At 71.2% G+C, this 17975-nt stretch carries 14 protein-coding genes; 11 read left to right on the top strand and 3 right to left on the bottom strand.

Features of this window, described 5'->3' with window-relative positions:
• Positions 1–3: 3 nt before the first annotated feature.
• From secF to relA, 3 genes are all read left to right on the top strand, one after another.
• Positions 4–1125 (top strand): protein translocase subunit SecF, encoded by a 1122-nt coding sequence (secF, locus tag Sdi02f_RS20660; protein ID WP_030399084.1) that lies wholly within the window; start codon positions 4–6, stop codon positions 1123–1125.
• Positions 1122–1670, top strand: coding sequence for an adenine phosphoribosyltransferase (locus Sdi02f_RS20655; protein WP_030399083.1), 549 nt, complete (start codon positions 1122–1124; stop codon positions 1668–1670). Before secF ends, Sdi02f_RS20655 begins: the two co-directional genes overlap by 4 nt.
• 174 nt (positions 1671–1844) lie before the next feature.
• Positions 1845–4388, top strand: a complete 2544-nt coding sequence (relA, locus tag Sdi02f_RS20645) for a GTP pyrophosphokinase (RefSeq protein ID WP_053638402.1) — start codon at positions 1845–1847, stop codon at positions 4386–4388.
• 81 nt (positions 4389–4469) lie between these two features.
• On the opposite strand, the gene Sdi02f_RS20640 is transcribed toward relA, so the two are convergent.
• On the bottom strand, positions 4470–5699 hold the full coding sequence (locus Sdi02f_RS20640; RefSeq protein WP_030399081.1) for a DUF349 domain-containing protein: 1230 nt from the start codon (positions 5697–5699) through the stop codon (positions 4470–4472).
• A gap of 135 nt (positions 5700–5834) precedes the next feature.
• Entirely contained in the window at positions 5835–6668 is an 834-nt protein-coding gene (locus Sdi02f_RS20635) for a peptidylprolyl isomerase (RefSeq protein WP_030399080.1), read from the bottom strand.
• 183 nt (positions 6669–6851) lie between these two features.
• Here Sdi02f_RS20635 and Sdi02f_RS20630 point away from each other — a divergent pair, with 183 nt between their 5' ends.
• The 5 genes from Sdi02f_RS20630 (at position 6852) to rpsD (ending at position 12047) form a co-directional block, all read left to right on the top strand.
• Positions 6852–7568 (top strand): MBL fold metallo-hydrolase, encoded by a 717-nt coding sequence (locus Sdi02f_RS20630; protein ID WP_030399079.1) that lies wholly within the window; start codon positions 6852–6854, stop codon positions 7566–7568.
• Positions 7569–7579: 11 nt separating this feature from the next.
• Complete coding sequence (gene hisS, locus Sdi02f_RS20625; RefSeq protein WP_030399078.1) at positions 7580–8842, top strand: histidine--tRNA ligase; 1263 nt, start codon at positions 7580–7582, stop codon at positions 8840–8842.
• 206 nt (positions 8843–9048) lie between these two features.
• Positions 9049–9711 (top strand): vitamin K epoxide reductase family protein, encoded by a 663-nt coding sequence (locus Sdi02f_RS20620; protein ID WP_167458216.1) that lies wholly within the window; start codon positions 9049–9051, stop codon positions 9709–9711.
• Positions 9712–9780: 69 nt separating this feature from the next.
• Positions 9781–11136: a replication-associated recombination protein A gene (locus Sdi02f_RS20615; protein ID WP_030399076.1), complete on the top strand. Its 1356-nt coding sequence runs from the start codon at positions 9781–9783 to the stop codon at positions 11134–11136.
• A gap of 296 nt (positions 11137–11432) precedes the next feature.
• The gene (rpsD, locus tag Sdi02f_RS20610; RefSeq protein WP_003977321.1) at positions 11433–12047 is read left to right on the top strand and encodes a 30S ribosomal protein S4; all 615 of its coding nucleotides are present in this window, start codon (positions 11433–11435) and stop codon (positions 12045–12047) included.
• Between the two features lie 49 nt (positions 12048–12096).
• Here rpsD and Sdi02f_RS20605 read toward each other — a convergent pair whose 3' ends face one another.
• Positions 12097–14286 carry an ATP-binding protein gene (locus Sdi02f_RS20605; RefSeq protein WP_030399075.1) on the bottom strand — a complete coding sequence of 730 codons (2190 nt, stop codon included), beginning with the start codon at positions 14284–14286 and terminating at the stop codon, positions 12097–12099.
• Positions 14287–14451: 165 nt separating this feature from the next.
• On the opposite strand from Sdi02f_RS20605, the gene Sdi02f_RS20600 reads away from it, so the two are divergent.
• Genes Sdi02f_RS20600 through alaS form a run of 3 tightly spaced genes read left to right on the top strand, consistent with a single transcriptional unit; the run spans position 14452 to position 17952 of the window.
• Positions 14452–14901 (top strand): DUF948 domain-containing protein, encoded by a 450-nt coding sequence (locus Sdi02f_RS20600; RefSeq protein ID WP_107049433.1) that lies wholly within the window; start codon positions 14452–14454, stop codon positions 14899–14901.
• Positions 14902–14908: 7 nt separating this feature from the next.
• Complete coding sequence (locus Sdi02f_RS20595; RefSeq protein WP_108933812.1) at positions 14909–15280, top strand: DUF6167 family protein; 372 nt, start codon at positions 14909–14911, stop codon at positions 15278–15280.
• Positions 15280–17952, top strand: coding sequence for an alanine--tRNA ligase (gene alaS / locus Sdi02f_RS20590; RefSeq protein WP_030399072.1), 2673 nt, complete (start codon positions 15280–15282; stop codon positions 17950–17952). Before Sdi02f_RS20595 ends, alaS begins: the two co-directional genes overlap by 1 nt.
• Positions 17953–17975 lie beyond the last annotated feature (23 nt).

Genomic DNA, 17975 nt, shown 5'->3' with positions numbered 1-17975 from the left:
GAGATGTCGAAGCTCGGCACACTCGGCGCCCGACTGCACCACGGCGAGGTCGGCTACGACTTCGTCAAGAACCGCAAGATCTGGTACGGCATCTCGATCCTCATCACCATCACGGCCATCGTCGGCCTGGCGGTGCGCGGCCTGCACATGGGCATCGAGTTCCAGGGCGGTGCGGTCTTCACCACCCCGAAGCACATGAGCGCCTCGGTCGCCCAGGCCGAGACCTGGGCGGAGGACTCCTCCGGCCACGACGCGATCGTCCAGAAGCTCGGCGACGGCAGCCTCCGCATCCAGATCTCGGGCACCGACACCCAGCAGTCGGACCAGATCAAGGACGACCTCTCCCAGAAGCTGGACGTCCCGGCCGACAAGATCAACGCCGACCTGGTCGGCCCGAGCTGGGGCGACCAGATCGCGAACAAGGCCTGGCAGGGCCTCGGGATCTTCATGGTCCTCGTCGTGATCTACCTGGCGATCGCGTTCGAGTGGCGAATGGCAGTGGCCGCGTTCGTCGCCCTGGTGCACGACATCACCATCACGGTCGGTGTCTACGCGCTCGTCGGCTTCGAGGTCACACCCGGCACGGTGATCGGTCTGCTGACGATCCTCGGCTACTCGCTCTACGACACGGTCGTCGTCTTCGACAGTCTCAAGGAGCAGACGAAGGACATCACCAAGCAGACCCGCTGGACCTACTCGGAGGTCGCCAACCGCTCGATCAACGGCACCCTGGTGCGCTCCATCAACACCACGGTGGTCGCACTGCTGCCGGTGGCGGGCCTGCTCTTCATCGGCGGCGGCGTCCTCGGCGCCGGCATGCTCAACGACATCTCGCTGTCGCTGTTCGTCGGCCTCGCCGCGGGAGCCTACTCGTCGATCTTCATCGCCACGCCGCTCGTCGCCGACCTCAAGGAGGCCGAGCCGCAGATGAAGGCCCTCAAGAAGCGGGTCCTGGCCAAGCGCGCCCAGGCGGCGGCCAAGGGCGAGACCGCGGACTCCGTGTCCGGCGAGGGGGCCTACGAGGCCGACGAGCCGGACGACGCCGCGCCCGCGGTCGTCGGTCCCCGCAACCAGCCCGCCTCCCGCGGCAGGGGACGCGGCCGGCCCTCGGGGAAGCGCCGATGACCGAGACGACCGACCTCACGGAACTGCTCCTCAGCCGCATCCGGGACGTGGCCGACTACCCGGAGCCGGGCGTGGTGTTCAAGGACATCACCCCGCTCCTGGCGGACCCGGCGGCGTTCGCCGCCCTGACCGACGCCCTCGCCGAGGTCGCCGGGCACACCGGCGCCACCAAGGTCGTCGGCCTGGAGGCCCGCGGCTTCATCCTGGGCGCCCCGGTGGCCCTGCGGGCGGGCCTCGGCTTCATCCCCGTGCGCAAGGCGGGCAAGCTCCCCGGAGCCACGCTCAGCCAGTCCTACGACCTGGAGTACGGCTCCGCCGAGATCGAGGTGCACGCCGAGGACCTGAGCGCGGGAGACCGCGTGCTGGTCGTCGACGACGTCCTCGCCACCGGCGGCACCGCCGAGGCCTCGCTGGAGCTGATCCGCCGGGCCGGTGCCGAGGTCGCGGGCCTCGCCGTCCTGATGGAGCTGGGCTTCCTCGGCGGACGGGCCCGGCTGGAGCCGCACCTGGCCGGGGCACCGCTGAAGGCGCTGCTCACGGTCTGAGGCACGCGCACCGCAGCACCTGGGGCGGGCCCGGAGGAATCCGGCGCCCGCCCCAGGCGTTGCACGAGTCGACGGCCCTCACATTGGCCTGAAGGCGATCCTGGAGCGCAGGATCGCTACCATGGGGTATCCGGAGCCTGACCGGGGGACCCGGATCGCGCACGAGGAGTCCTCTTGCCAGACGAGGCCCAGCCACTGACCGCCGCAAAGCCCGAGTCCGCCTCGGCGTCCGCGGCGAAGCCCGCGCCGAGCGCGCCCCAGGCGAAGAACGACACGCACGGGCCGATCCAGCACGCCCCGTCCGCGCCGGTCGACAAGCCCGCCGAGCAGCAGCCGCGCCCCAAGCCGCTGCCCTCCGAGCGCCCGAAGAACGCGCCCGTGGTCCGCACCCCCGCCGGCCAGCCCGCCCGTTCCGGCTCCTCCAACCGCGTCCGCGCCCGCCTCGCCCGCCTCGGCGTGCAGCGCGCCAACCCGTACAACCCGGTCCTGGAGCCGCTGCTGCGCATAGTGCGCGGCAACGACCCCAAGATCGAGACGGCGACCCTGCGCCAGATCGAACGCGCCTACCAGGTCGCCGAACGCTGGCACCGCGGCCAGAAGCGCAAGAGCGGCGACCCGTACATCACGCACCCGCTCGCCGTCACCACCATCCTGGCCGAGCTGGGCATGGACCCGGCGACGCTGATGGCCGGGCTGCTGCACGACACCGTCGAGGACACCGAGTACGGCCTGGAGGACCTGCGCCGCGACTTCGGCGACGTGGTCACCCTGCTCGTCGACGGCGTCACCAAGCTGGACAAGGTCAAGTTCGGCGAGGCCGCACAGGCCGAGACCGTGCGCAAGATGGTCGTCGCCATGGCCAAGGACCCGCGCGTCCTGGTCATCAAGCTCGCCGACCGCCTGCACAACATGCGCACCATGCGCTACCTCAAGCGCGAGAAGCAGGAGAAGAAGGCGCGCGAGACCCTGGAGATCTACGCGCCGCTCGCCCACCGCCTGGGCATGAACACCATCAAGTGGGAACTGGAGGACCTCGCCTTCGCGATCCTCTATCCCAAGATGTACGACGAGATCGTCCGCCTGGTCGCCGAGCGCGCCCCCAAGCGCGACGAGTACCTCGCCGTCGTCACCGACGAGGTCCAGCAGGACCTGCGCGCGGCCCGCATCAAGGCGACCGTCACCGGCCGCCCCAAGCACTACTACAGCGTCTACCAGAAGATGATCGTCCGCGGCCGGGACTTCGCGGAGATCTACGACCTGGTGGGCATCCGCGTCCTGGTGGACACCGTCCGCGACTGCTACGCGGCGCTCGGCACGGTCCACGCCCGCTGGAACCCGGTTCCCGGGCGGTTCAAGGACTACATCGCGATGCCCAAGTTCAACATGTACCAGTCGCTGCACACGACGGTCATCGGGCCCGGCGGCAAGCCGGTCGAGCTGCAGATCCGCACCTTCGACATGCACCGCCGCGCGGAGTACGGCATCGCCGCGCACTGGAAGTACAAGCAGGAGGCCGTCGCGGGCGCCTCCAAGGTGCGCACCGACGCCCCCAGGTCGTCCGGCAAGAGCAAGGACGACCACCTCAACGACATGGCGTGGCTGCGCCAGCTCCTGGACTGGCAGAAGGAGACGGAGGACCCCGGCGAGTTCCTGGAGTCCCTGCGCTTCGACCTCTCGCGCAACGAGGTCTTCGTCTTCACCCCCAAGGGCGACGTCATAGCGCTCCCCGCCGGCGCCACCCCCGTGGACTTCGCCTACGCCGTGCACACCGAGGTCGGCCACCGCACCATTGGGGCACGGGTCAACGGGCGGCTGGTGCCGCTGGAGTCCACCCTCGACAACGGCGACCTCGTGGAGGTCTTCACCTCCAAGGCGGCCGGCGCGGGTCCCTCCCGCGACTGGCTCGGCTTCGTGAAGTCGCCGCGCGCCCGCAACAAGATCCGTGCCTGGTTCTCCAAGGAGCGCCGGGACGAGGCGATCGAGCAGGGCAAGGACGCCATCGTCCGCGCCATGCGCAAGCAGAACCTGCCGATCCAGCGCATCCTCACCGGCGACTCCCTCGTCACGCTCGCGCACGAGATGCGCTACTCGGACATCTCCGCGCTGTACGCGGCGATCGGCGAGGGCCACGTCTCCGCGCCGAACATCGTGCAGAAGCTCGTCCAGGCGCTCGGCGGCGAGGAGGCGGCCACCGAGGAGATCGACGAGTCGGTCCCGCCGTCCCGCGGCCGGGGCCGCAAGCGCCGGGCCAACGCCGACCCGGGCGTGGTCGTCAAGGGCGTCGAGGACGTGTGGGTCAAGCTGGCCCGCTGCTGCACGCCCGTGCCCGGCGATCCGATCATCGGTTTCGTCACCCGCGGCAGCGGCGTGTCCGTCCACCGCAGCGACTGCGTCAACGTGGACTCGCTCTCCCGGGAGCCCGAGCGCATCCTCGAGGTCGAGTGGGCACCCACGCAGTCCTCGGTCTTCCTGGTCGCCATCCAGGTGGAGGCCCTGGACCGCTCCCGGCTCCTGTCGGACGTCACCCGGGTCCTGTCCGACCAGCACGTCAACATCCTCTCGGCCGCCGTCCAGACCTCCCGCGACCGGGTGGCCACCTCCCGCTTCACCTTCGAGATGGGCGACCCCAAGCACCTGGGCCACGTCCTGAAGGCCGTGCGCGGGGTGGAGGGCGTCTACGACGTGTACCGGGTCACGTCGGCACGCAGGCCGTCCTGAGGCCGCGAGGGAGCGCGCACATGCGCGAGGGGCTTCCGTACGCACCGTACGGAAGCCCCTCGCGCATGCGGTCCGCGACCGTCAGCCGCCGAACTCGTGCAGCCCCTTGAGCGCCTGGTCCAGGAGTGCCTGGCGGCCCTCCAGCTCACGCGCGAGCTTGTCGGCCCTCGCGTCGTTGCCCTGGGCGCGGGCCTGCTCGATCTGGGAGCGCAGCTTGTCCACGGCGGCCTGGAGCTGACCGGTCAGACCCTCGGCACGCGCGCGTGCCTCCGGGTTGGTCCGGCGCCACTCGGCCTCCTCGGCCTCCTGCAGGGCCCGCTCGACGGCGTGCATCCGCCCCTCGACCTTCGGCCGGGCGTCGCGGGGCACGTGGCCGACGGCCTCCCAGCGCTCGTTCACCGCACGGAACGCGGCACGGGCCGCCTTGAGGTCGGTGACCGGAAGGAGCTTCTCGGCCTCCCCGGCCAGCTCCTCCTTCAGCTTCAGGTTCTCCGCCTGCTCGGCGTCCCGCTCGGCGAAGACCGAGCTGCGGGCGGCGAAGAACACGTCCTGGGCGCCGCGGAAGCGGTTCCACAGGTCGTCCTCGTGCTCGCGCTGGGCGCGGCCGGCGGCCTTCCACTCGGACATCAGGTCGCGGTAGCGCGCGGCCGTCGGTCCCCAGTCCGTCGAGTTCGACAGCGCCTCGGCCTCGGCGACCAGCCGTTCCTTGGTCCGGCGGGCCTCCTCGCGCTGCGCGTCGAGCTGGGCGAAGTGCTGCTTGCGGCGCTTGGAGAACGCCGAGCGCGCGTGCGAGAAGCGGTGCCACAGCTCGTCGTCGGACTTGCGGTCCAGCCGCGGCAGGCCCTTCCAGGTGTCGACCAGCGACCGCAGCCGCTCGCCGGCCGCCCGCCACTGGTCCGAGCGCGCCAGCTCCTCGGCCTCGGCGACCAGGGCCTCCTTGGCGCCGCGCGCCTCGTCGGACTGCTTGGCCCGCTGCGCCTTGCGCTCCTCGCGCCGGGTCTCCACCAGCGCGACGAGCTTGTCCAGCCGGGCCCGCAGTGCGTCCAGGTCCCCGACCGCGTGGTGCGCGTCCACCTGCTCGCGCAGGTGGTCGACGGCGGTCTGGGCGTCCTTGGCCGACAGGTCGGTGGTCTTCACCCGCTTCTCGAGGAGGCCGATCTCCACAACCAGGCCTTCGTACTTGCGCTCGAAGTAGGCCAGTGCCTCCTCGGGGGAGCCTGCCTGCCAGGATCCGACGACCTTCTCGCCGTCGGCCGTACGCACGTACACGGTCCCCGTCTCGTCGACGCGGCCCCACGGGTCGCTGCTCACAGCGCCTCCTCCACATGATGCCTGCGGAGGGCTTCGCCACCCCCGGGCATCGTCCACAGTTTCGTCACGGCCAACATAGGCGACCGGCGGGTGGCCTGTCCGCATCCCGCACGACCGAACTTTCGCTGATGAGGGTCAGGATTTCGTGACCGTGGCCTTGTTGATCACGACCGTCGCGTTCGGCGCGGTGTTGCCGGTCGTCGGGTCCGCGGGCTGGGCGCCCGCGGCGGCGATCTTCTTCAGGACCGCCATGCCCTCCTCGGAGACGGTGCCGAACGGGGTGTAGCTCGGGGGCAGCTGGCTGTTCTGGTACACGAGGAAGAACTGGCTGCCGCCGGAGTCCGGCTGACCGGTGTTCGCCATCGCCACCGTGCCCGCCGGGTACATGTTGTCCTTGAGGCTCGTGTCCTTCAGGTTCTCGTCCGGGATGTTGTAGCCCGGGCCGCCGTTGCCCTGGGCGGTGGGGTCGCCGCACTGGAGCACGTAGATGCCCTCGGTGGTGAGCCGGTGGCACTTCGTGTGGTCGAAGTAGCCCTTGCCCGCCAGGAAGTCGAACGAGTTGACCGTGTGCGGTGCCGCCTTCGCCTTCAGCGCGATGTCTATGTCACCGCACGTGGTCTCCAGCTTCATCGTGTACTTCGCCGACTTGTCGACGCTCAGCCCGGGTTCCTTCTTCCAGGTCTGCGTCTTGGCCTTGCCCTCGGCCGGCTTGTCGCACGGGTCCGGCGCCTTGCTGGTCGCCGAGGCGCTCGGCGTGACCTCCGCGCTCGCGTTCGTCTTGTCGTCGTCGTCCCCGAGGACCACCCCGGTCGTGTACAGCGCGACACTGCCGATCAGAATCACGCCGAGCACCGACGCGATCGCGGCGTTGCGCATGCGCGCCTTGCGTCGCGCGGTGGTACGTCGCTGCTGCTGCCGCAAGAACTTCTCCCGGGCGAGCTGACGCCGCCGCTGCTCCTGGCTGACCACCGGGTTCTCTCCTCATGCGTCTTCGTGTGCCGACCGGTACGCGTGGGTGCGATGAGCCGACCGTGGGCGTGTAGCCCCGTACCGTATATGGGTTCGCTGAGGAATCGGCACCGCCGGTAGGCTCTGACCATGGGCGCGACCCGTTCGCAAGCCCGCCCGAACCGACCCAAACGAAGGACGATCGTGCTCATTGCCGGGTTCCCCGCCGGGGCCTGGGGGACGAACTGTTACCTCGTCGCCCCCGCCGCCGGTGAGGAGTGCGTGATCATCGACCCGGGCCACCAGGCGGCCCCCGGCGTCGAGGACGCGATCCGCAGACATCGGCTCAAGCCCGTCGCCGTCGTCCTCACCCACGGCCACATCGACCACGTCGCCTCGGTCGTCCCGGTGTGCGGCGCCCACGACGTGCCCGCCTGGATCCACCCCGAGGACCGCTACATGATGAGCGATCCCGAGAAGGGCATCGGCCGCGCCATCGGCATGCCGCTCATGGGCGAGCTGACCGTGGGGGAGCCGGACGACGTCAAGGAGCTGACCGACGGCGCGAAGCTGGCGCTGGCGGGCCTGGAGCTGACCGTCGCGCACGCCCCGGGCCATACCAAGGGGTCGGTGACCTTCGGCATGCCCGAGGCGGCGGACGTCCCGCCGGTCATGTTCTCGGGCGACCTGCTGTTCGCCGGCTCCATCGGACGCACCGACCTCCCCGGCGGCTCCATGGACGACATGCTCGAGTCCCTGGCACGCGTGTGCCTGCCGCTCGACGACTCGACCGTGGTGCTGTCCGGACACGGCCCCCAGACGACCATCGGCCAGGAGCGCGCCACCAATCCGTATCTGCGGCAAGTGGCCGCAGGCCGCCAAGGGAACAGCGCTTTTGACGCGCCCCGACGAGGAATGTGACGAGACCTTCCGTGAGCACCTTCAAGGCCCCCAAGGGCACGTACGACCTGCTGCCGCCCGACTCCGCCAAGTTCCTGGCCGTCCGCGAGGCGATCGCCGCGCCGCTGCGCAACTCCGGCTACGGCTACATCGAGACGCCCGGTTTCGAGAACGTCGAGCTGTTCGCGCGCGGCGTCGGTGAGTCGACCGACATCGTGACCAAGGAGATGTACGTCTTCGAGACCAAGGGCGGCGACCGCCTCGCCCTGCGCCCGGAGACCACCGCGCCCGTGCTGCGCGCGGTCCTGGAGGCCAACCTGCACAAGGCCGGCAACCTGCCGGTGAAGGTCTGGTACTCGGGCTCGCAGTACCGCTACGAGCGTCCCCAGAAGGGCCGTTACCGTCACTTCTCCCAGGTCGGCGCCGAAGCGATCGGTGCCGAGGACCCGGCCCTGGACGCCGAACTGATCATCCTGGCCGACCAGTCGTACCGCGCGCTCGGCCTGCGGAACTTCCGCATCCTGCTCAACTCCCTGGGCGACAAGGAGTGCCGCCCCGTCTACCGGGCCGCGCTCCAGGACTTCCTGCGCGGTCTCGACCTCGACGAGGACACCCTGCGCCGCGCCGAGATCAACCCGCTGCGCGTCCTGGACGACAAGCGCCCCGAGGTCCAGAAGCAGCTGACCGACGCCCCGCTGCTGCGCGACTACCTGTGCGACGCCTGCAAGGCGTACCACGAGGAGGTGCGCGAGCTGATCACGGCGGCGGGCGTGGTCTTCGAGGACGACCCGAAGCTGGTCCGCGGCCTGGACTACTACACCCGCACGACCTTCGAGTTCGTCCACGACGGCCTCGGCTCCCAGTCCGCGGTGGGCGGCGGCGGCCGCTACGACGGCCTGTCCGAGATGATCGGCGGCCCCTCCCTGCCCTCGGTCGGCTGGGCCCTCGGCGTCGACCGCACCGTCCTCGCCCTGGAGGCGGAGGGCATCGAACCGGACATCCCGTCCGCGACCTCCGTCTTCGCGGTCCCGCTGGGCGAGGAGGCCCGCCGGATCCTCTTCGCCAAGATCACGGAGCTGCGCAAGAACGGCGTCGCCGCCGACTTCTCCTACGGCGGCAAGGGGCTGAAGGCCGCGATGAAGGCCGCCAACCGCTCGGGCGCCCGCTACACCCTGGTCCTGGGCGAGCGCGACCTCGCCGAGGGCGTCGTCCAGCTCAAGGACATGGAGTCCGGCGAGCAGACCGCGATCGGCGTCAACGAGATCGTCGCGGAGCTGGAGTCCAGGCTCGGCTAGGACGGGCGCCGGTACACCGGAACCCTCGCGGGGCACGCGCGTTCGCTCACGCGTGCCCCCGGGGAACGGGTGGTGGCCGGAACACGCCACCACGGAGTGACCGCCGTCCCTTTCATAGGCTCATCGAACGGTGCCCCTACAGGCTTGTGCGGCACAATGGCCCCTGCCCGAAGCAGGTCCCACTCTCCAGTGACGGAATCGGCGTGATGAGCAAGACGACAGTGAAGGACGTCTCCACCGTGGCAGAGCCCGCGCCGGACAGCGGCACCCGCACCCCGCGCACCGAGGGCGGCAGCCGCGCCCTCGCCCTGCTGCTGGTGATCACGGGCGCCGCCGGACTGCTCGCCGCCTGGGTCATCACGATCGACAAGCAGAAGATCCTCGAGGCGAAGCTCGCCGGCACCACGTTCACACCCGGCTGCAGCCTCAACCCGGTCGTCTCCTGCGGCAACATCATGGAGAGCGACCAGGCCTCCGCCTTCGGCTTCCCCAACCCGATGCTCGGCCTCGTCGCCTACGGCATCGTCATCTGCGTCGGCATGAGCCTGCTCGCCCGTGCCACCTACCCGCGCTGGTACTGGCTCACCTTCAACGCCGGCTGCCTCTTCGGTGTCGGGTTCGTCTCCTGGCTGCAGTTCCAGTCGCTGTACCGGATCAACTCGCTGTGCCTGTGGTGCTGCCTGGCCTGGGTCGCCACGATCCTGATGTTCTGGTACGTGACGTCCTTCAACGTCCGCAAGGGCTTCCTGCCCGCGCCGACCTGGCTGCGCGGCTTCTTCGGCGAGTTCACGTGGGTCCTGCCGGTGCTGCACATCGGCATCGTCGGCATGATGATCCTCACCCGCTGGTGGGACTTCTGGACGAGCTGACCGTCCTGCCGCCAGGGCGGGCCCACCGGGCCCGCCGCGTTGTCGGTGCGGTCCTTTAGGGTTCAAGGCGTGGAGCCCGATCTGTTCACCGCCGCAGCCGAAGAACGCCAGGAGAAGGACCCGACCGGCAGCCCCCTCGCCGTGCGGATGCGCCCGCGCACCCTCGACGAGGTCGTCGGCCAGCAGCACCTGCTCAAGCCCGGATCCCCCCTGCGCCGCCTGGTCGGCGAGGGCGCGTCCGGCCCCGCGGGGCCGTCCTCGGTCATCCTCTGGGGCCCGCCGGGCACCGGCAAGACCACGCTGGCCTACGTCGTCTCCAAGGCCACCAACAAGCGGTTCGTGGAGCTGTCGGCGATCACCGCGGGCGTCAAGGAGGTCCGCGCGGTCATCGACGGCGCCCGCCGCGCGGTCGGCGGGTACGGCAAGGAGACCGTCCTCTTCCTCGACGAGATCCACCGTTTCAGCAAGGCCCAGCAGGACTCCCTCCTCCCGGCCGTGGAGAACCGCTGGGTCACCCTGATCGCCGCCACCACCGAGAACCCGTACTTCTCGGTGATCTCCCCGCTGCTCTCCCGCTCCCTCCTGCTCACCCTCGAGCCCCTCACCGACGACGACATCCGGGACCTGCTCCGCCGCGCCCTGGGCGACGAGCGCGGCCTCAAGGGCGCCCTGGCCCTCCCCGAGGACACCGAGGACCACCTGCTGCGCATCGCCGGCGGCGACGCCCGCCGCGCGCTCACCGCCCTGGAGGCCGCCGCCGGGGCCGCGCTCGACAAGGGCGAGGCGGAGATCGGCCTGACCACGCTGGAGGAGACGGTCGACCGCGCCGCGGTGAAGTACGACCGCGACGGCGACCAGCACTACGACGTCGCCAGCGCCCTGATCAAGTCCATCCGCGGCTCCGACGTCGACGCCGCCCTGCACTACCTGGCCCGCATGATCGAGGCCGGCGAGGACCCCCGCTTCATCGCGCGGCGCCTGATGATCTCCGCCAGCGAGGACATCGGCCTCGCCGACCCGAACGCGCTGCCGATCGCCGTCGCCGCCGCCCAGGCCGTCGCCATGATCGGTTTCCCCGAGGCGTCCCTCACCCTCAGCCACGCCACCATCGCCCTGGCCCTGGCCCCCAAGTCCAACGCCGCGACCACCGCCATCGGCGCCGCCCTGGACGACGTGCGCAAGGGCCACGCCGGCCCCGTCCCCGCGCACCTGCGGGACAGCCACTACAAGGGCGCCGGCAAGCTGGGGCACGGCCAGGGGTACGTGTACCCGCACGACCTGCCCGAGGGCATCGCCGCCCAGCAGTACGCCCCGGACGGACTGAAGGACCGCACGTACTACACGCCGACCCGGCACGGCGCCGAGGCCCGCTACGCGGACGCGGTGGAGTGGACCCGCGGGCACCTCGGTCGCAAGCCCTCCTGAGCAGCCTGTAGACTCGCCCGGAGTGCCGCGTCCCGTGCTGTCAGAACGGGACAGCCGGCCGGAACCCCCAGCGGGTTCCAGGAGCGTCGCGCACCGTCGATCGGTGTCGCGGGCAGCCCACCACCACCCGGGTTCCGGGAGCGGTCGGTGGGCCACTCGCGTGCTGCACGTATGTGCCCAGACCAGGGGAGCGGCTGCCCGGCAGGTCCCGAGCGGACCCGGCGGGATTCCCCGGCTGCGGATTGCGACCTCCCTCAACCCCTGACAAGCCGGAAACTAGAGAAGAGACACAGACAGTGGCGAACCAGCCCCGCCCCAAGGTCAAGAAGTCGCGTGCCCTCGGCATCGCGCTGACCCCGAAGGCCGTCAAGTACTTCGAGGCCCGCCCCTACCCGCCGGGTGAGCACGGCCGCGGCCGCAAGCAGAACTCGGACTACAAGGTCCGTCTGCTCGAGAAGCAGCGTCTGCGCGCGCAGTACGACCTCAGCGAGCGCCAGCTCGTCCGCGCCTACGAGCGTGCCTCCAAGACCAACATGAAGACCGGCGAGGCCCTGGTCATCGAGCTCGAGCGCCGTCTCGACGCGCTGGTCCTGCGTTCGGGCATCGCCCGCACCATCTACCAGGCCCGCCAGATGGTCGTCCACGGCCACATCCAGGTCAACGGCCAGAAGGTCGACAAGCCGTCCTTCCGCGTCCGCCCGGACGACGTGGTGCAGGTGCGCGAGCGCTCCAAGGAGAAGACGCTCTTCACCATCGCCCGCGAGGGCGGCTTCGCCCCCGACGGCGAGACCCCGCGCTACCTCCAGGTGAACCTCAAGGCCCTGGCGTTCCGCCTGGACCGCGAGCCGAACCGCAAGGAGATCCCGGTGATCTGCGACGAGCAGCTCGTCGTCGAGTACTACGCCCGCTGATCCAGCACACTCGCTGAACCACGCAGGCGCAGTACCCACCCGCGGTACCTCAGCCCGCCGTCTCCCCGCCCCTCCGGGTGGGCGAGGCGGCGGGCTTCGCCGTGCGGGCGCCCGCCACGGACCGCCCCCCGGGCGCCGTGCGCGGCGCCGGCAGCGAGGCCGGCGAGCCGGGCCGGCGCAGCGCCCGTGCCACCGCCTCCCGGCGGCCCAGCCGCGCCCCGTGCCGTACGCACTGCTCGTACCGCTCGTCGCCCAACTGCTCCCGGGCCGCCGCCTCGCACAGCTCGTGCGGCGCGTTGTAGTGCGCCGAGCCGAACAGCGGCAGACCCACCGACGGCCACATCCGCCCCGCCGCCCCCTGCAGCACCGCCGCCTCCGCCGCGTCGCCCTCCGCCGCCGTGACCAGGGCGAGCAGCTCCACCGCCAGCACCGAGCCGAGCTGGTCGCGGAAGCGGTGCGCACCGCCCAGGCAGTCGGCCAGCAGCTCCCGGGCGCGCACCGGGTCGCCCTCGCTCCAGGCCGCGTACGCCAGCACGTACAGGGCGTACCCCCGGGCCCAGCGCTCGCCGTGGTCCTCGCAGACCCGGCGCACGTCCTCGCACAGGCGCACCGCGTCCGGCAGATCGCCCTGGAACGCCCGCGCCATCGCCAGCTCCACCTGGCCCATCAGCACGTTGCTGTTCAGCTCGCCGATCTCCCGGTAGCGGCGCAGCGCGGAGCGCAACAGCGCCTCCGCGCGCGGCAGGTCGTCCGTCACCAGCGCCAGGCAGCCGCTGCGGTGCTCCGCGTACGCCACCGCCGTCGGGTTCGCCGAGCGCTCCGCCTCCTCTCGGCACTCCTTGAGCGCCGCCAGCGCGGGCACCGTGTCGCCCTGGAGGATCGCCACGTACGCGAGCACCCACAGCGCCTTCAGCCGGGACTGCTCGCCCGCCGTCGGCTCCGCCTCCAGCCGTACCGCCTGCTCCAGCCAGTGCCGCCCCTCCGACAGCCGCCCGCAGCCGACCCAGTGGAACCACAGGGCGCCCGCCAGGTACTGGCCCAGGTGGGCGCCGTCGGGCTCGTTGAGGCAGTGCTCCAGGGCGCTGCGCAGATTCGGCAGCTCCGCGTCCACCCGTGCCGCGACCTCCGCCTGGCGCGGCGAGAACCACTCCAGCTCGCACCAGGTCGCCAGGCCCACGTACCAGTCCCGGTGCCGCCGCCGCAGCCGGTCCGCGTCGCCCGTGGCCGCCAGCCAGCCGGCGCCGTAGGCCCGGACCGTGTCGAGCATCCGGTAGCGCACCCCGGCCGGGGACTCCTCGCGGGTCAGCACGGACTGGGCGAGCAGTGCGGAGACCACGTCGAGCACCTCGTCGGCCGCCAGCCCGTCCCCGCTGCACACGTACTCGGCGGCCTCCAGGTCGAACGGCCCGGTGAACACCGAAAGCCGCGCCCACAGCAGCCGCTCCGGCGGTGTGCACAGCTCGTGGCTCCAGCCGATCGCCGTGCGCAGCGTCCGGTGCCGGGGCAGCGCGGTGCGGTCCCCACCCGTCAGCAGCCGGAACCGGTCGTCGAGGCGGCGCAGCACCTGCCCCGGCGACAGCGTGCCGAGCCGCCCCGCCGCCAGCTCGATCGCCAGCGGGATCCCGTCCAGGCGCCGGCACAGCTCGCGCACCTCCCGCTGGTCCGCGTCGGGCCCGGCCGCGTAGCCGCAGGTGACGTGCCGCTGCCCGGCCCGGACCGTCAGCAGCTCCACCGCCTCCTCCGTGCCCAGCGGCGCCAGCGGAACCAGCAGCTCCCCGGCCACGTCCAGCGGTCTGCGCCCCACCGCCAGCACCCGGAGCCCGGGGGCCCGGCCCAGCAGCTCGGTCACCAGCGAGGCGCAGGCGTCCGCCAGGTGCTCCACCCCGTCCAGGACCAGCAGCAGCTCCCGTTCGGCCAGGTGCGCGAGCAGCGTCTCGCGCGGCAGCCGGGTGGTGTGGTCGGTCAGGCCCAGCGCCTCCACGACCGCGTAGTCGACGAACTCCTCGTCGCGCACGGGCGCCAGTTGCACCCGCCACACCCCGTCCCGGGGCGAGCGGCGTCGGGCCGCGCGCGCGGCCAGCCGCGACTTGCCGACCCCGCCGGCCCCGGTGACGGTCACCAGCCGGGCCGAGTCCAGTGCCGCGGCCAGCTCCGCGAGCTCGGTCGCCCTGCCCACGAACACGTCGAGTTCCAGAGGTAGATTGCCGTGCGGGACGCCGTCGCGCCGAAGGTCTCGCATGAGACACGGAGCGTACTGAACCGTATTCACTCCGTACAATCGCCTTGCGCGGCCCGGTCGAAGCGCGCCGCGCGCGGCGGGGAATCCGGTACGGAGCCCCGCGCCCGGCGCGATAGGCTCGGTGCACGACTTTCCCGATGTTCAGGCACGTCTTTGAGGGAGCGGGTGCACACAGTGTCCGGTGGCGAGGTGGCCGGGATCCTGGTGGCCGTCTTCTGGGCGATCCTGGTCTCCTTCCTCGCCGTCGCACTGGCGAGGCTGGCCCAGACGCTCAGGACGACCACCAAGCTCGTGGCGGACGTGACCGACCAGGCCGTTCCGCTGCTGGCCGACGCCTCGGCGGCGGTGCGCAGCGCGCAGACCCAGATCGACCGGGTCGACGCGATCGCCTCCGACGTCCAGGAGGTCACCTCGAACGCCTCCGCGCTGTCCACCACCGTGGCCTCCACCTTCGGCGGCCCGCTGGTCAAGGTCGCGGCGTTCGGATACGGCGTGCGCCGGGCACTCGGCGGTCGCAAGGAGGACATGTCCGCCCCGGCCGCCCGGGCGCGGCGCACCGTGATCGTGGGCCGTACGCTCCCGGCGGCGCGGCGGACGAAGCGGAAGAAGGGCTGACCGAGCGATGTTCCGCCGTACGTTCTGGTTCGGCACCGGCGTGGCCGCCGGTGTGTGGGCCACCACCAGGGTCAACCGGAAGCTCAAGCAGCTCACCCCCGACAGCCTCGCCGCCACCGCGGCGAACAAGGCACTCGACGTGGGCACCCGGGTCAAGGACCGCGCGGTGGGCTTCGCGCTCGACGTCCGCGACAACATGGCCCAGCGGGAGGCCGAACTGGACGACGCGCTGGGCCTGAACGCCCCCGTCGACCCCGAACTCCCCGCCCCCCGGCGCCGCCACGCCATCGAGAACCACCACAGCAGCAACCCGCAGCACGTCGTCGACGACACCTCGACGTACACGACGTACTCGTACAACCGGAATGAGGACCACTGATGGAGTCGGCCGAGATTCGTCGCCGCTGGTTGAGCTTCTTCGAGGAGCGCGGTCACACCGTCGTCCCTTCGGCGTCGCTCATCGCGGACGACCCGACTCTGCTCCTCGTCCCGGCCGGCATGGTGCCCTTCAAGCCCTACTTCCTGGGTGAGGTCAAGCCGCCCTTCGACCGCGCCACCAGCGTGCAGAAGTGCGTGCGCACCCCGGACATCGAAGAGGTCGGCAAGACCACCCGCCACGGCACGTTCTTCCAGATGTGCGGCAACTTCTCCTTCGGCGACTACTTCAAGGAAGGCGCCATCACCTACGCCTGGGAGCTGCTGACCAGCCCCCAGGACAAGGGCGGTTACGGACTCGACCCCGAGCGCCTGTGGATCACCGTCTACCAGGACGACGACGAGGCCGAGCGCATCTGGCACGACGTCGTGGGCGTCCCCTCCGAGCGCATCCAGCGCCTGGGCAAGAAGGACAACTACTGGTCCATGGGCGTCCCCGGCCCCTGCGGCCCCTGCTCCGAGATCAACTACGACCGCGGCCCCGAGTTCGGCGCCGAGGGCGGCCCCGCCGTCAACGACGAGCGGTACGTGGAGATCTGGAACCTGGTCTTCATGCAGTACGAGCGGGGCGAGGGCATCGGCAAGGAGGAGTTCGAGATCCTCGGCGAACTGCCGAGCAAGAACATCGACACCGGTCTCGGCCTGGAACGGCTCGCCATGATTCTGCAGGGCGTGCAGAACATGTACGAGATCGACACCTCCATGGCCGTCATCAAGAAGGCCACCGAACTGACCGGCGTGGCCTACGGCGACGCCCAGGCCTCGGACGTCTCCCTGCGCGTGGTCACCGACCACATGCGCACCTCCGTGATGCTCATCGGCGACGGCGTCACCCCCGGCAACGAGGGCCGCGGCTACGTGCTGCGCCGCATCATGCGCCGCGCGATCCGCAACATGCGCCTGCTCGGTGCCACCGGGCCGGTCGTCAAGGACCTCATCGACGTCGTGATCGGCATGATGGGCCAGCAGTACCCCGAGCTGATCACCGACCGCGAGCGGATCGAGAAGGTCGCCCTCGCCGAGGAGAACGCCTTCCTCAAGACGCTGAAGGCCGGCACCAACATCCTGGACACCGCCGTCAGCGACACCAAGGCCGCCGGCGGCACCGTCCTCGCCGGTGACAAGGCGTTCCTGCTCCACGACACCTGGGGCTTCCCGATCGACCTCACCCTGGAGATGGCCGCCGAGCAGGGGCTGTCCGTGGACGAGGACGGCTTCCGGCGCCTGATGAAGGAGCAGCGGGAGCGCGCCAAGGCCGACGCCCAGGCCAAGAAGACCGGCCACGCGGGCGCAGGTGCCTACCGGGAGATCGCCGACAAGGCCGGTGCCACCGACTTCGTCGGCTACACCGACACCGAGAGCGAGTCCACGATCGTCGGCATCCTCGTCGACGGCGCCTCCTCCCCGGCCGCCACCGAGGGCGACGAGGTCGAGATCGTCCTGGACCGCACCCCGTTCTACGCCGAGGGCGGCGGCCAGATCGGCGACACCGGCCGGATCCGGGTCGACACCGGCGCCGTCATCGAGATCCGCGACTGCCAGAAGCCGGTGCCGGGCGTGTACGTCCACAAGGGCGTCGTCCAGGTCGGCGAGGTCACCGTCGGCGCCAAGGCCCAGGCCTCCATCGACGACCGCCGCCGCAAGGCCATCGCCCGCGCCCACTCGGCCACCCACCTCACCCACCAGGCCCTGCGCGACGCCCTCGGCCCGACGGCCGCGCAGGCCGGTTCCGAGAACCAGCCCGGCCGCTTCCGCTTCGACTTCGGCTCGCCGTCCGCCGTGCCGACCGCCGTGATGACGGACGTCGAGCAGAAGATCAACGAGGTGCTCGCCCGCGACCTCGACGTGCGCGCCGACGTCATGGGCATCGACGAGGCCAAGAAGCAGGGCGCCATCGCCGAGTTCGGCGAGAAGTACGGCGAGCGCGTGCGCGTCGTCACCATCGGCGACTTCTCCAAGGAGCTGTGCGGCGGCACCCACGTGCACAACACCGCCCAGCTCGGCCTGGTCAAGCTGCTCGGCGAGTCGTCCATCGGCTCGGGCGTGCGCCGCATCGAGGCCCTGGTGGGCGTGGACGCCTACAACTTCCTCGCCCGCGAGCACACGGTCGTGGCCCAGCTCCAGGAGCTGATCAAGGGCCGTCCGGAGGAGCTGCCGGAGAAGGTCTCCGCGATGCTCGGCAAGCTCAAGGACGCCGAGAAGGAGATCGAGAAGTTCCGCGCGGAGAAGGTTCTCCAGGCGGCCGGGTCGCTCGCCGACTCCGCCAAGGACGTCCGCGGCGTGGCCCTCGTCACCGGTCAGGTCCCGGACGGCACCACCGCGGACGACCTGCGCAAGCTGGTCCTCGACGTGCGCGGCCGGATCCAGGGCGGGCGGGCCGCCGTCGTGGCCCTGTTCACCACGGTCAACGGCAAGCCCCTCACGGTCATCGCCACCAACGAGGCCGCCCGCGAGCGCGGCCTCAAGGCCGGTGACCTGGTGCGCACCGCCGCCAAGACCCTCGGCGGCGGCGGGGGCGGCAAGCCGGACGTCGCCCAGGGCGGCGGCCAGAACCCGGCCGCCATCGGCGACGCCGTCGACGCCGTCGAGCGCCTCGTGGCGGAATCCGCCAAGTGAGCACGCCCGCGAACGACCAGGCG

The sequence above is a fragment of the Streptomyces ardesiacus genome (genome assembly GCF_003112575.1).
GTDB lineage: Bacteria > Actinomycetota > Actinomycetes > Streptomycetales > Streptomycetaceae > Streptomyces > Streptomyces ardesiacus.
This window is presented reverse-complemented; position numbering and strand designations above follow the sequence as displayed.